This window comes from Comamonas guangdongensis, from assembly GCF_041079535.1.
GTDB lineage: Bacteria > Pseudomonadota > Gammaproteobacteria > Burkholderiales > Burkholderiaceae_C > Comamonas > Comamonas guangdongensis.
The window spans coordinates 74,118-88,553 of sequence record NZ_JBFYGN010000011.1 but is presented as its reverse complement, the minus strand read 5'-3'; the positions used below and the strand labels follow the sequence as shown (position 1 = coordinate 88,553).

Annotated in this window: 8 protein-coding genes; all 8 read left to right on the top strand. The window is 67.6% G+C overall.

Annotated features, from left to right (window positions below):
• Nucleotides 1–32: 32 nt before the first annotated feature.
• The 8 genes from purL (at nucleotide 33) to AB6724_RS11650 (ending at nucleotide 14,427) form a co-directional block, all read left to right on the top strand.
• The gene (gene purL, locus AB6724_RS11685; protein WP_369338694.1) at nucleotides 33–4,043 is read left to right on the top strand and encodes a phosphoribosylformylglycinamidine synthase; all 4,011 of its coding nucleotides are present in this window, start codon (nucleotides 33–35) and stop codon (nucleotides 4,041–4,043) included.
• 20 nt (nucleotides 4,044–4,063) lie between these two features.
• The gene (locus AB6724_RS11680; protein WP_369338693.1) at nucleotides 4,064–5,086 is read left to right on the top strand and encodes a MerR family transcriptional regulator; all 1,023 of its coding nucleotides are present in this window, start codon (nucleotides 4,064–4,066) and stop codon (nucleotides 5,084–5,086) included.
• Between the two features lie 56 nt (nucleotides 5,087–5,142).
• Nucleotides 5,143–6,042 (top strand): class I SAM-dependent methyltransferase, encoded by a 900-nt coding sequence (locus tag AB6724_RS11675; RefSeq protein WP_369338692.1) that lies wholly within the window; start codon nucleotides 5,143–5,145, stop codon nucleotides 6,040–6,042.
• A gap of 229 nt (nucleotides 6,043–6,271) precedes the next feature.
• Nucleotides 6,272–7,639 carry an SWIM zinc finger family protein gene (locus AB6724_RS11670; protein ID WP_500683333.1) on the top strand — a complete coding sequence of 456 codons (1,368 nt, stop codon included), beginning with the start codon at nucleotides 6,272–6,274 and terminating at the stop codon, nucleotides 7,637–7,639.
• Nucleotides 7,636–9,327 (top strand): DUF5691 domain-containing protein, encoded by a 1,692-nt coding sequence (locus AB6724_RS11665; RefSeq protein ID WP_369338690.1) that lies wholly within the window; start codon nucleotides 7,636–7,638, stop codon nucleotides 9,325–9,327. Before AB6724_RS11670 ends, AB6724_RS11665 begins: the two co-directional genes overlap by 4 nt.
• Before the next feature lie 124 nt (nucleotides 9,328–9,451).
• Complete coding sequence (locus AB6724_RS11660) at nucleotides 9,452–10,534, top strand: ATP-binding protein (RefSeq protein WP_369338689.1); 1,083 nt, start codon at nucleotides 9,452–9,454, stop codon at nucleotides 10,532–10,534.
• 168 nt (nucleotides 10,535–10,702) lie between these two features.
• Nucleotides 10,703–13,228: a DUF5682 family protein gene (locus AB6724_RS11655; protein WP_369338688.1), complete on the top strand. Its 2,526-nt coding sequence runs from the start codon at nucleotides 10,703–10,705 to the stop codon at nucleotides 13,226–13,228.
• Nucleotides 13,225–14,427, top strand: a complete 1,203-nt coding sequence (locus AB6724_RS11650) for a VWA domain-containing protein (protein WP_369338687.1) — start codon at nucleotides 13,225–13,227, stop codon at nucleotides 14,425–14,427. The genes AB6724_RS11655 and AB6724_RS11650 overlap by 4 nt, the downstream gene beginning before the upstream one ends.
• The last annotated feature ends 9 nt before the right edge of the window (nucleotides 14,428–14,436 follow it).

The window sequence follows — 14,436 nt, the reverse complement described above, 5'->3', positions numbered from 1 at the left end:
TTTCACCAGCCTTCACATAAACAGGCCGCCACGTGACATTGCATCTGACACAGTTTGAGGGTGGAAACGCCCTGAGCTCGTTCCGCGCCCAACAGCTTCTGACCGACCTGGTCGCCATCCACCCCAAGATCACCGGCATTGCCGCGCGGTTCGTCCACTTGGTGGCCACCGAAGGGGCTCCTGTGCCCGCATTGCAAGAGCGCCTGTCGGCGCTCTTGACCTATGGCGACCCTTACGAAGGTGCCGACGAAGGCCTGGCCTTCATCGTCACTCCGCGCCTGGGCACGATCTCGCCCTGGGCTTCCAAGGCGACCGACATCGCGCGCAACTGCGGCCTGAATGTGTTCCGCGTGGAGCGCATCACCGAGTACCGCGTGGCCCTGAAGTCGGGTCTCTTGGGCGGACAGCCCGAGCTCTCGCCAGAGCAGACCGCGCAGATTGCCGCTCTGCTGCACGACCGCATGACCGAGTCGGTGTTTGCGACGCGCGCCGAGGCCGAGAAGCTGTTCACCACGCTGGCAGCCCAGCCCATGGAGTTTGTGGACGTGCTGGGTGGCGGTCGCGCTGCGCTGGAAACCGCCAACAAGCAATGGGGCCTGGCGCTGGCCGACGACGAGATCGAGTATCTGGTCAATGCCTTCAACGGCCTCAAGCGCAACCCCACCGATGTCGAGCTGATGATGTTCGCCCAGGCGAACTCCGAGCACTGCCGCCACAAGATCTTCAACGCCAACTTCACCATCGACGGCGTGGCGCAGGAGAAGTCGCTGTTCGGCATGATCCGCAACACCGAGCAGCTTTCGCCCCAGCACACCATCGTGGCCTATGCCGACAACGCCTCCATCATGGAAGGCCATGAGGTGGAGCGATTTGTAGCAAAATTCAGTGGTAGCGCAGATGCAGCAAGCGCTCCCAGCTATCAAAAGCAAAGTGCCACCAGCCATGTGCTGATGAAGGTGGAAACACATAACCACCCGACGGCCATCTCTCCCTTCCCCGGCGCCTCCACGGGCGCGGGCGGCGAGATCCGCGATGAGGGCGCAACCGGCCGCGGCTCCAAGCCCAAGGCAGGCCTCACGGGCTTCACCGTCTCCAAGCTCTGGGGCAGCGAAGTCGGCAAGCCCGAACATATCGCCAGCCCGCTGCAGATCATGATCGAAGGCCCGCTGGGCGGCGCGGCCTTCAACAACGAGTTCGGCCGCCCCAACCTGACCGGCTATTTCCGCGAATACGAACAGCAGGTCGGCGACATCACGCGCGGCTATCACAAGCCCATCATGATCGCCGGCGGCCTGGGCGTGATCGATGCCGGGCAGACCAAGAAGATTCTGTTCCCCGCGGGCACGCTGCTGATCCAGCTGGGCGGCCCCGGCATGCGCATCGGCATGGGCGGCGGTGCGGCCAGCTCCATGGCTTCGGGCACGAATGCGGCCGAGCTCGATTTTGACTCGGTGCAGCGCGGCAACCCCGAGATCGAGCGCCGTGCGCAGGAAGTCATCAACCACTGCTGGCAGCAGGGCGCCAACAACCCCATCCTGGCCATCCACGACGTGGGTGCGGGCGGTATCTCCAATGCCTTCCCCGAGCTGACCAACGACGCGGGCCGTGGCGCACGCTTTGACCTGCGCGCCGTCAAGCTGGAAGAGTCCGGCCTGGCGCCCAAGGAAATCTGGTCCAACGAATCGCAGGAACGCTATGTGCTGGCGATTGCGCCCGAATCGCTGGCGCAGTTCACCGCCTTCTGCGAGCGCGAGCGCTGCCCGTTTGCCGTGATCGGCACGGCGACCGAAGAGCGCCAGCTGGTGCTGGAGGACACGGCCGTGGAATCGGGCGACCAGAAGTTCCCCGTGGACATGCCCATGGAAGTGCTGCTGGGCAAGCCACCCAAGATGCACAAGGACGTGACGACGGTGACGCGCGAGCTGCCCGCCATCGACCTGACCGGCGTGCCGCTGGAAAAGGCCGTGATCGAAGTGCTGGCCCACCCCACCGTGGCTTCCAAGCGTTTTCTGATCACCATCGGCGACCGTGCCGTGGGCGGCCTGACCCACCGCGACCAGATGGTCGGCCCCTGGCAGGTGCCCGTGGCCGACGTGGCCGTGACCCTGGCCGACTTCAAGGGCTTCAAGGGCGAAGCCATGGCCATGGGCGAGCGCACGCCGCTGGCGGCCATCAACGCGCCGGCCTCGGGCCGCATGGCCGTGGCCGAAGCCATCACCAATATGCTGGCCGCGCCCATCGAGCTGAGCAAGATCAAGATGTCGGCCAACTGGATGGCTGCCTGCGGCGAGGCCGGTGAAGACGCGGCGCTCTACGCCACGGTGCAGGCCGTGGGCATGGAGCTGTGCCCGGCGCTGAACATTTCCATTCCCGTGGGCAAGGACTCGCTGTCCATGCGCACGCAATGGGCCGAGGACGGCCAGACCAAGAAGGTGACTTCGCCCGTCAGCCTGATCATCACGGGCTTTGCCTCCATCGACGATGTGCGCAGCACGCTGACGCCTCAGCTCGATGCCGTGGAAGAAGACAGCACCCTGGTGCTGATCGACCTGTCGCGCGGCAAGATGCGCATGGGCGGCTCCATCCTGGGCCAGGTGCTGAACCAGGCCGGCAACGAGACACCCGACCTCGACGCGGCCAAGGACCTGATCGCCATGGTCGATGCCGTGAACGCGCTGCGTGCCAAGGGCCAGATTCTGGCCTACCACGACAGGGGCGACGGCGGCCTGCTGGCCACGGTGGCCGAAATGGCCTTCGCCGGCCATGTAGGCGTGGCGCTGAATGTGGACATGCTGATCACCGAAGGCGACGGCATCAGCGACAGCCGCATGGACAGCGGTGAAGGCAAGAACTGGGGCAACCAGGTTTCGGGCCGCCGTGAGGACCTGACGCTGCGTGCGCTGTTCAACGAAGAGCTGGGCGCCGTGCTGCAGATCAAGACCGCAGACCGCGCCGAAGTGCTGCAGACCCTGCGCGAGCATGGCCTGGCCACCTGCAGCCACATTATCGGTAAGACTCGCCCCGAGTCGTCTGCCGTCGACATGGGCAAGGGCGAGCTGCAGGTCTGGCGCGATGCCAAGAAGGTGTTCGGCGCGACCCTGTCCGATCTGCACCAGGTCTGGGACGCCGTGAGCTGGAAGATTGCCCAGCAGCGCGACAACCCCGCCTGCGCCGACAGCGAGCACGCCGCAGCCGGCGTGGCGAACGACCCCGGCATGCATGTGCACCTGACGTTCGATCCGCAGGACAATGTGGCAGCGCCTTTCATCAACGTGGCCGCCAAGCCCCGCGTGGCCGTGCTGCGCGAGCAAGGCGTGAACTCCCATGTCGAGATGGCCTATGCCTTCACCGAAGCCGGCTTCGATGCCGTGGACGTGCACATGACCGACCTGCAGTCGGGCCGCGCCGAGCTCAAGGACTTTGCCGGCGTGGTGGCCTGCGGCGGCTTCAGCTATGGCGACACCCTGGGCGCCGGCATAGGCTGGGCACGCTCCATCACCTTCAACGAGCGCCTGTCCGAGCAATTCCAGCAGTTCTTCGGCCGCCAGGACACCTTCGGCCTGGGCGTGTGCAACGGCTGCCAGATGTTTGCCGAGCTGGCCGACATCATCCCCGGTGCGCAGGACTGGCCGCGCTTCACCCAGAACCAGAGCAACCGCTTCGAAGCGCGTCTGTCCATGGTCGAGGTGCTGGAGTCGCCCAGCCTGTTCCTGCAGGGCATGGCCGGCAGCCGCCTGCCTATCGCCGTGGCCCACGGCGAGGGCTATGCGAACTTCAAGTTCCGCGGCAATGCGGACCAGGTGATCAAGGCCATGCGCTACGTGGACAACCACGGCCAGCCCACCGAGCAGTACCCGTTCAACCCGAACGGATCGGCCGGCGGCCTGACTGCCGTGACCACGGCCGACGGCCGCTTCACGGCCATGATGCCTCACCCCGAGCGCGTGTTCCGCAACGTGCAGATGAGCTGGACTTCGGGCGACAAGTCCGAGTTCAGCCCCTGGATGCGCGTCTGGCGCAATGCGCGCAAGTGGCTGGGCTAAGAGCCAGCCGGTGCTGAGGCGTGCTGAAGGTCGGTGAACTGGCCCGCCAGACCGGGCTGACGGTGCGCAGCTTGCACCACTATGACCAGATCGGCCTGGTCACGCCGTCTGCCCGCTCGGCAGCGGGCTACCGCCTCTACGCACCCGCCGACGTGCGGCGCCTGCAAAGCGTGCAGGCGCTGCGCGATCTGGGTTTCGGCCTGGCCCGCATCGCCGAGATGCTGGCCCAGCCGGTGCCGGAAGGCGCACCCCTCCAGCAGATCGAAGCCCAGCTGCGCGAGGTCGACGCGGCCATTGCCCGCAGCCGGCAGGTGCGCGAGCAGCTGTCACTGCTGCTGCAGACCGTTGCGCTGGACGAGGCGGCGTCCGCAGAGGCCGCTCCCTGGCAGCGGCTGCTGGAGCTGCTGCCGGCCTTCAGTGCCCATTTCTCGGCGCGTGAACTGCGCTCCATGCTGCGGCGCTGGCAGCAGCTGTGTGCGCAATGGCAGCCGCTGATCGCCGAGGTCGAGGCCTTGCGGCGGGCCGGGGCAGCTGCCGATGCTCCGCAGCTGCAGCGTCTGGCTCAGCAATGGATGGACCAGTCCATGCGGCTGACGCGCGGCAACCTGGCTCTGGCGCTGCGGTGGGCGCGCATGCACGAGCAGGCACCGGAAACCGCCCGGCATCAGGGCATTGCGCCGGCCACGCTGCAATACATAGGCCGGGCCATTGCGCTGCGCATGGAAGCCCTGCGGCGCCACCTGGATGCCGAGCAGCTGATGCGCCTGGATGCCGGCCTGTCGGCCCGGTGGCAGCAATGGGCCGCCCGGGCGCAGAGCCTGCTGGATCAGGGGGCCGAGGTGCGCCAGCCGGCGGCACGCCACCTGCTCGCGCAGTGGCAGGCCTTGCTGGCGCGCATGGCCGGGCAGGATCCGCAGCTGCAGGCCGCGATTGTGCGCGCCTATGCGAGCGAGCCCCTGCTGCAGCACGGCCATCCGGTCACCCCCGAGATGCGCGCGCTGGTGCAGCGCATCGGCGACGCCGGCAACGACACAGGGGCTTGACCCTCACCTAGCGTGAGGCCTGAGAGTGCGGACTTCTGCTTCACCAGGAGTGCCGCATGCACCATCAATCCTCTGCTTCTCCCGCCATTTCCCCGGCCGACCCGGGGCCGGACACCAGCCCTTCGGCGCTGCGCATGGCCATGCTGCGCGCCGTGCACGGTCTGCTGGACGAGCCCGCCGTGCTGCACGATCCGCATGCGCTGGACATTCTGGAGCCCGCTCTGGCCCGGGCACTGAGGGAGGACCCGTTTTCGCTCAACGACCCCATGAGCCGCACCATGCGCGCGGGCATCGTGGCGCGCAGCCGCTATGCCGAAGATGCGCTGCATGCCGCCGTGGCCCAGGGCGTGCGCCAGTATGTGGTCCTGGGCGCCGGCTGGGACACGCTGGCGCTGCGCAATCCCTGGCCGGGGCGGCTGGAGGTATACGAGGTGGACCGGCCCGCCATGCAGCAGGCCAAGCGTGCGCGCATCCAGACCCTGCCGGCCCGACTGGCTGCACAGGCGCCGCGCTGGGTGGCTGCGGATCTGTCGTGCCAGAGCCCGAGCGACGCGCTGGCGTCGACCGGTTTCGACCTATGCAGGCCCGCCTGCATCGCCTGGCTGGGCGTCACGCCCTATCTTGCGCCAGCGGCCGTGGAGGCCGTGATGCGCGATGCGGCGAGGATGGCGGCGGGCAGCGTGCTGGTGCTGGACTACCGCGTCGGCAACCATCTGCTGGCGCCGCTGGAGCGCATGATGGCCGAGTACTCGGCCAAGGCGTTTGCCGCCATGGGCGAGCCCTGGCTCAGCGACTATGAACCCGAGGCCCTGCACGCGCGGCTGCAGGCGCTGGGCTGGTCGGTGCAGGAGGACCTGGACGCGGCGCAGATCAACGCCCGCTATTTTCAGCGCCGGCGCGACGGACTGCAGACGGCGGGCGGAGGCTTCCGCTTTCTGAAGGCGGTGCGCGGCTAAGGGCCGGTGGCCGCCACAAGCATGAAGGGCATGCATGCGCTGGGTAAGCAGCGTTTTTCTCCTGGCGCGCTCATTTGCTGCCTGCAATACGCTATTATTTTTATATCATTCGCTGAATGTCGTGGGCGAGCGGCTGCAGGCCGCCGGTTTTGATCGGATCGATGGATAGCGTCGTCAACAGGGGATATCTTTGTCGCGTGTGTTAGCAACTGAAGAACAGGTATTGGCCTTGTCGCCGGACGCCGCATCCAGCAAGGCGGCCAAAGGGCTGCAATCCATCGGCAAATGGCCCAGCACGGGCAGCAACGAAGCCGCGGTCTGGGGCGAGTGCCAGGGCAGCGGCAGCAAGCCCTATCAGACGCAGGTGGACTTCAGCGGTCCGGCCTTCAAGTGCTCGTGCCCCAGCCGCAAATTTCCCTGCAAGCATGGCCTGGCGCTGATGCTGTTGCGTGCGGGCGGACAGGTGAGCGAAGGCGGCGAGCCGCCCGAGTGGGTAAGCAGCTGGCTGCTGGGACGGCAGGACAAGGCCGAGAAGAAAGAGGCCAAGGCCGCTGCAGCCGCACCTGCCGACCCCGAAGCCGCGGCCAGACAGCAGGCCAGGCGTGAAGACAAGCGCTGGGACAAGGTGGCCGCAGGCATGCAGGAGCTGTCGCTGTGGATGCAGGACATGGTGCGCAACGGCCTGGCCAATCTGGCCGGCGACAACCAGGCCCGTGCCCAGTGGAACAACATGGCCGCGCGCATGGTGGATGCGCAGGCCGGCGGCATGTCGGTGCGCATCAAGGAGGCCTGGGAGCTGGTGGACAGCCATCCCGCCTGGCCGCGCGACCTGCTGGCACGGCTGGGCCACTGGCAACTGTTGGTCGATGCCGTGCAGCGCCGCGAATCGCTGTCTGCACCGGTCAGGGCAGATGTGATGGCAGCCCTGGGCTGGCCCATGGACAAGGCCGAGGTGCTGGCTTTGGGCGAGCCGGTGGCCGACGAATGGCATGTGGTCGGCCTGCGCACCATCGAGCGCGAAGGCCGGCTGATGGAGCGCCGGGTTTGGCTGCAGGGCCGGCAAAGCGGCAGAGCGGCTCTGGTGCTCGATTACGCACAGGGCGGGCGCGGCTTTGAAACCGCCTGGCTAGTGGGGCGTTCCTACCGCTGCGCTTTGCACTTCTATCCGGGCCGGGCACCGCTGCGCGCTCTGCTTGCGGGCGGTCATGCCGAGGCACTGATGGAGCAGGCTGCGCCCCTGGATATCGCGGTGGCAGCCGCCGCTTTGACCGACCTGACGCAGCGCGTGGCGGGCAATCCGCTGCAGGCGACACAGCCGCTGTGGTGTGCGCAGGTACAGCTGCAGTTTGCCCAGGCGCAGTGGTGGGCGGTCTGGCCCGCACAGGACGGCGTGGCGTCCGGCCAGGTTCCGGCCCTGATTGCCGACGACGAAGCCTGGCACCTGCTGGCACTGACGGGCGCTGCGCCCATGCAGCTGTTTGGCGAGTGGGAGCCGGGCCGGGGCCATGTCGGGTGTTGGCGTCTTCTCAGTGCCTGGCAGGCCGATGCTGCGGGCGTATTGCAATGCATCTGGCAGCACCGGAGCGAAAACGTATGAGCAGCGCACAAATCTGGGCTGCATTGCAGCAATCGGCCATGGTGGGCGTGGATCGCCTGCCCTTGCCGCAAATCTTCACGCAAGGCGCGGACGGCACAGCACCGGCCAGCCAGCAGGCGCTGCAGACCGCGCTGGCGGTCTCTGTCGGCGCGGGTACAGGGCAAGCTGCGGCACTGCAACTGCTGCGCGCCAGCGGCGTCGCGGCCGTGCTGGAACGCGCGGGCTGGCTTGCTGGCCAGGGGCGGAGCCAGACTTTGGCGCCGCTCGCACCGGCACCTGCACCTGTGCCGGCCGAGACGCGCCCGGCACCGGAAAGCCCGCATTTGCAGGCGCTGATGCGCGAGGTACTGCGGGATGGCGCGCAGGATCTGCTAGCCCCCATGTTCGCGGCCCTGGATGGTGCCGGACAGCGCCTGCCCCATGGCTTGCTGGCGCAGGCGCTGGAGCAGGGGCGCCAGTCCGTGGCCCTGCGCCATTGGCTCACGCCCGTGCTGGGAGAGCGCGGGCGCTGGCTGGCGGCGCTCAACCCCCAATGGAGCTACGCCGGCGGCGTAGAGGAAACGGCCGACCCCGAGCAGGTCTGGCAGGAGGGCTCCATCGATCAGCGCCTTGCCCTGCTGCACGGTGAGCGCCGGAGCGGCCCGGCCCAGGCCCGCGCAAGGCTGGAAGCCAGCCTGAAGGAGCTGAGCGCCAAGGAGCGGGCGCCCATGGTCATGACGCTGGAGACAGGCCTGTCCATGGCGGACGAGCCGCTGCTGGAAAAGCTGCTGGGCGACCGCAGCAAGGAGGTGCGCGAGAACGCGGCCCGCCTGCTGTCGCGCCTGCCGCAAAGCGGCCACAGCCAGCGCATCACCGGCTGGCTGCAAGCCATGCTGAGCCGCAACGCCAAGGGCGAGTGGCAGATCGAGCCACCCGAGGAAGGCAGCAAGGACTGGGAGCGCGACGGCATCGCGCTGCAGCCGCCGGCCTATATCAAGGGCGTGAAAGCCTGGTGGCTGCAGCAGATGGTGGGACAGGCACCCGTCGCATTCTGGATCGACACGCTGGGCATGACGCCCGAGCAGCTGTGGGAATGGAGCCGCCGCAGCGACTGGAAGACGGCGCTGCGCCAGGGCTGGCTGGCCGCCTTGCGCGATCAGCACGATGTGCGCTGGATTGCGCTGCTGCAGACCATGGACCGCGATGCGCGGGTCGAGTCGCTGCTGCCTGCGCTGCTCAACCAGCTCAGCCAGGAGCAGCGCGAAGCGCTCTGGCAGGCACAGCTGCAGCAGGCCAAGGGCACGCTGATCGAGCGCATCAATGCCATCGAAAGCGGTATGCCCGCGGTCGGCGAGTTTTCGCTGTCCATGTCCGAGCGGCTGATGGATGAGCTGGACAAGGCTCTGGGCGGCAAGCAGGTCACCGGCAGCTGGCATAGCTGGCAGGCCGACCAGGCCTTGCTGGCCTGTGCGCGCCGGCTGCATGCCGCGGTATTGCCGCGTTTAGCCCGGCTATGGCGCAAGCCCTCAGCCACCGCAGCCGATCTGGATTCCGCAACCGACAGCGCCGGCGGCATTGCGCTCACGCCCGAGCAGCAGGCCAGGCTGGAGCGTGCGCGCCTGCGTCCCTGGGACGACGAGCGCGTGCTGGCGCAACTCAACCGCTGTGTCGATCTGCGCGTGGCCCTGCATGCCGCGCTGAGCGACTAACCCTCTTTGTCAGGACTTACGCAAACAAGGATGCACAAGAAGCATGCCCATAGGGCAAACGTCTTGCCTGAGCCTGATTTGCGTAAGTCGTATTTGTTTTCCGAATTCAATCCCGAAGCACACCATGAGCCAAGTACTACGTCAGCACGCAGAACAGCAATTTGCCGAAGAACTCGATGCCCTGCAGAAGGTGGACGACCGTCCGCGCCCGCCCAACTGGAAGCTCTCGCCCTGGGCGGTGCTGCAGTATCTGATGGGCGGCAAGCTCAGCCATGGCTTTGAAGTCAGCGCCAAGTACATCGGCAATCCGCGCCTGATGGAGATTGCCGTCTCCACGCTGGCCACCGATCGCGCGCTGCTGCTGTATGGCGTGCCCGGCACGGCCAAGTCCTGGGTGTCCGAGCATCTGTCGGCGGCCGTGAGCGGCGACTCCACCATGCTCATCCAGGGCACGGCCGGCACCAGCGAGGAACAGCTGCGCTATGGCTGGAACTACGCCCAGCTGCTGGCCCACGGCCCTTCCGACAAGGCTCTGATCCCCAGCCCGCTGGTCAACGCCATGCGCCTGGGCAAGATCGCACGCATCGAGGAGCTGACGCGCATTCCCGCCGATGTTCAGGACACCCTGATCACCGTGCTGTCCGAAAAGACCTTGCCCGTGCCCGAGCTGGGGTCTGAATTCCAGGCCGTACCGGGCTTCTCGGTCATCGCCACGGCCAACAATCGCGACAAGGGCGTAAACGAGCTGTCCAGCGCCTTGAAGCGCCGTTTCAACACCGTGGTGCTGCCCGTGCCGGCCTCGCAGGACGAGGAGGTGCAGATCGTCACCAAGCGCGTGACCGAGCAGGGCCGCGCGCTGCAGCTGCCGGCCGAGCCGCCCGCGCTGCAGGAAGTGCGCCGCGTGGTGCAGATCTTCCGCGAGCTGAGGAATGGCCAGACCGAGGACGGCAAGACCGTGCGCCTGAAGTCACCCAGCTCCACGCTGTCCACGGCCGAGGCCATCTCGGTCATCAACAGCGGCATGGCCCTGGCCGGCCACTTCGGCGACGGCGTGCTGCGTGCCGGCGATGTGGCCTCGGGCCTGCTGGGCGCCGTCATCAAGGATCCGGTGCAGGACACCGTGGTGTGGAAGGAATACCTGGAAACCGTGGTCAAGGAGCGCAGCGACTGGAAGGATTTGTACCGCGCCTGCCGCGAACAGCTGTAATTTGGCGAGCGGCTGCCACAGTCCCTGATACGTTGTTGCCTCCCCTCGCCGTAGCGCTGCTACTGTCTTCGGTGATGCGCCTCGTCTCAACCGCGAATCTGCGATTCGCTGGGCTGTGCCAGCCGCTTGGAAGGCAGTCGCCTACTCAGACTTTCCGATATAGAGCCCATGGCCACTTCCGCTGATTCGATTCATTTCTTTGGCATACGCCACCACGGCCCGGGCTGCGCGCGCAGCCTGCTGGCGGTGCTGGAGCGCCTGCAGCCCGACTGCATTCTGGTCGAGGGCCCGCCCGAGGGCGAAGCCCTGCTGCCCATGCTGCAAAGCCCCGAGCTGCGCGCGCCCGTGGCCATGCTGGTCTACCGGCAGGAAGAGCCTAGCCACGCGGCCTTCTATCCGTTTGCCGAGTTTTCGCCCGAATGGCAGGCCTTGCACTGGGCCGGACGGAACCAGGTGCCGGTACGCTTTTTCGATCTGCCGCAGACCCATGCCATGGCACTGGAGGCCGAGCGGCGTGCGCAGCTTGGCAGGGCGCAGGCCGAAGCCGACGGCCGGGACGATGCAGCCGATGGCGGCGAAGATGCGGAGGCAGCCCTGCCCGCTGCCGATGTCGAGCTCGATGGCGAGGCGAAGATTGCCGCCCGCCATCTGCCCGGCGATCCTCTGGACTGGCTGGCCCATGCGGCGGGCTTTGAGGACGGGGAAAGCTGGTGGAACCGTCTGGTGGAAGAGCGCGGCGACAGCGAGGCGCTGTTCGAGAGCATTGCCGAGGCCATGACCGCCGTGCGCAGCGAGATCGGCAAAGAGTTTGCCGAGCATGGGGAGCACTGGCGTGGTGCGCACCACGCACGGCGCGAGGCGTTGCGCGAGGCCTGGATGCGCCAGTGCCTGCGCGAAGCGGTCAAGGCCGGCCACCAGCGCATTGCCGTGGTCTGCGGTGCCTGGCATGTGCCGGCGCTCAAGGAGAACGTGACGGCCAAGGCCGACAGCGCCTTGCTCAAAGGCCTGCCCAAGGCCAAGGTGCAGGCCACCTGGGCGCCCTGGACTTACCGCAACCTGGCCAGCAGCAGCGGCTATGGCGCGGGCGTCACTTCGCCGGGCTGGTATGCGCACCTGTGGCAGTGTTCGGCGCCCGACAAGGTGCAGGCGCCGGCGGCCATGGTTTCCGCCAGCACTGTGCGCACGGCCGGCTGGCTCACGCGTGTGGCGCACCTGCTGCGCGAAAAAGACCTGGACTGCTCCAGCGCCCACATCATCGAGGCCACGCGCCTGGCAGAAAGCCTGGCCGCCCTGCGCGGCCAGCCCTCGCCGGGGTTGGAGGAGCTCAACGAGGCCATCAGCACCGTCATCTGCATGGGCGAGACGGCAGCGCTGCGCCTGATCGAGGACGGCTTGACGGTCGGCGACGTGCTCGGCACCGTGCCTGCCGATGTGCCACAGGTGCCGCTGCAGCGCGATATCGAACAGCAGCAGAAGACGCTGCGCCTCAAGCCCGAGGCGGCGACCAAGCTGCTGGCGCTGGACCTGCGCAAGGATACCGATCTGGCGCGCAGCCACTTTCTGCACCGCCTGCGCCTGCTGGGCATTGATTGGGGGGCGCTGGCGCGCGACGCGCAGCGCAACCGCGGCACTTTCCGCGAGAGCTGGCAGCTGCAGTGGCAGCCCGAACTGGCCGTGCGCATCATCGAGGCCAGCGTGCACGGCGCCACCGTGGCCCAGGCCGCCACGGCCAGGCTGCGCGCCAGCCTGACACCCGAGACGCCGCTGCCCCGGATCGCCCAGGCGATCGACGATGCGCTGCTGGCCGATCTGCCGCAGCTGGTCCAGGCCTTGATCGGCACGCTGGCCGAACGCGCCGCGACCACCGGCGACGTGGCCCAGCTGCTGCAGGCCCTGCCGCCGCTGGCCAATGTGCACCGCTACGGCAGCGTGCGCCAGACCGACACGGCCTTGCTGGCCACGGTGATCGACTCCCTGGTGCTGCGTGCCGCCATCGGCCTACCCGTGGCCTGCATGGCCATGGACGAGGAGGCCGCTGCCGCCATGCGCACCAAGGTGCTGGCCGCCCATGAGGCGCTGCGCCTGCGCGGCTCGGGCGAACTCGTCGAGCAGGCCGAGGAATCGCGCCATGCCTGGCGCGCCGCGCTCAGGAGCCTGGCCATGGGCGACGCCGCGGCGGCCCTGCTGCGCGGCATGGCCTGCCGCCTGCTGCTGGATGAGCAGCTGCTGGAGAGCGCCGAAATCGTGACCCAGTTCGGCCGCAATCTGTCGCTGGGCGTGGCGCCCATGGATGTGGCGGCCTGGCTCGATGGCTTTCTGAACCAGCAGGCCCTGGTGCTGCTGCACGACGAGGCCATCTGGGGCGCGGTCGATGCCTGGCTCTCGCAGTTGGGCGAGGCCCAGTTCGCGCAGATCCTGCCGCTGGTGCGGCGCAGTTTCTCGGCCTTCAGCAACCATGAGCGCCAGAGCCTGGGCGAGAAGGCCAAGCGCACGCCCGTGGGCGGAACCGCAGTGCGTGCTGCCGCCGCCGTGGCGGGCGGTGCGGCGCAGGAGGACCCGCCCTGGGACGAGGCGCGCGCCGTGCTGGCACTGCCCGTGCTGGCTGAACTGCTGGGGCTGGATCTGCCGCCAGCGCTGATGGAGAAAGCGTTGGCTGCTCCTGTTTCCGAAGAATTTAGCGGAGTGACGCCATGAGCGATACGGCAGCTACCGAAACCAAGGCCATCGACGAGCAGGAGCTGCAGCCCACGACGCGGCTGCAGCGCTGGCGCATGGTGCTGGGCGGCCCGGCCGATGCCAGCTGCGGCGGTGTCTCGGGGCGTTTGCAGGAAATGGACCAGGCGCTGGCCGCGCTGTACGAGGAAGACAGCAAGCTGGCTTCGCGCCGCGGCGGGCGGGGCAATTCCTCGCCTTCGGTCTCGCGCTGGTTGGGCGATATCCGCAAGTACTTTCCCAGCCAGGTCGTGCAGGTCATGCAGCGCGACGCCATGGAGCGCCTGAACCTGCGCGAGCTGCTGCTGCAGCCCGAGATGCTGGAGAACGTGCAGCCCGATGTGCATCTGGTGGCGGATCTGATTTCGCTGGGCTCGGTGCTTCCGCAGAATACCAAGGCCACGGCGCGGCTGGTGGTGCGCAAGGTGGTGGACGAGCTGATGAAAAAGCTCGAGGACCCCATGCGCAGCGCCGTGGCCGGGGCACTGGACCGCAGCCAGCGCAACCGTCGCCCGCGCCATGCCGAGATCGACTGGAACCGCACCATACGCGCCAACCTGCGCCACTGGCAGCCCGAGTACCAGACCATTGTTCCGGAGACGCTGATTGGCTATGGACGCAAGGCGCGCCGCCCGCAGCGCGAGGTGATCCTGTGCATCGACCAGAGCGGCTCCATGGCCAACTCGGTCGTCTACTCCAGCATCTTTGGCGCGGTGATGGCCAGCCTTCCGGCCGTGGCCACCAAGCTGGTGGTGTTTGATACGGCGGTGGTCGACCTGACGGAGAAGCTCGACGACCCCGTCGATGTGCTGTTTGGCGTGCAACTGGGCGGCGGCACCGATATCAACGGCGCCGTCGGCTACTGCCAGGGCCTGATCAGCGAGCCGCGCAACAGCATTCTGGTGCTGATCTCCGACCTCTACGAAGGCGGTGTGGAGTCGGGCCTGCTGCGCCGCGCCAACGAACTGGTCGAAGCCGGCGTGCAGTTCATCACGCTGCTGGCGCTCAGCGACGAAGGCGCCCCAGCCTATGACGCGGAACTGGCCGCCAAGCTGGCGGCCCTGGGCGTGCCCTCGTTTGCCTGCACGCCCGATGTCTTCCCGCAACTCATGGCCGCGGCCATACGCCGCGACGATGTGGCGGCCTGGGCCGCGACGCAGGGCTTCAAGACCAGCAAGTAAAAGCTGACC

What these genes read in the sequence shown, in the direction of transcription:
- AB6724_RS11665 (WP_369338690.1), top strand. Translation starts at nt 7,636, where the DNA reads ATGAGCAGCGCACAAATCTGGGCTGCATTGCAGCAATCGGCCATGGTG.
- AB6724_RS11675 (WP_369338692.1), top strand. Translation starts at nt 5,143, where the DNA reads ATGCACCATCAATCCTCTGCTTCTCCCGCCATTTCCCCGGCCGACCCG.
- AB6724_RS11655 (WP_369338688.1), top strand. Translation starts at nt 10,703, where the DNA reads ATGGCCACTTCCGCTGATTCGATTCATTTCTTTGGCATACGCCACCAC.
- AB6724_RS11650 (WP_369338687.1), top strand. Translation starts at nt 13,225, where the DNA reads ATGAGCGATACGGCAGCTACCGAAACCAAGGCCATCGACGAGCAGGAG.
- AB6724_RS11660 (WP_369338689.1), top strand. Translation starts at nt 9,452, where the DNA reads ATGAGCCAAGTACTACGTCAGCACGCAGAACAGCAATTTGCCGAAGAA.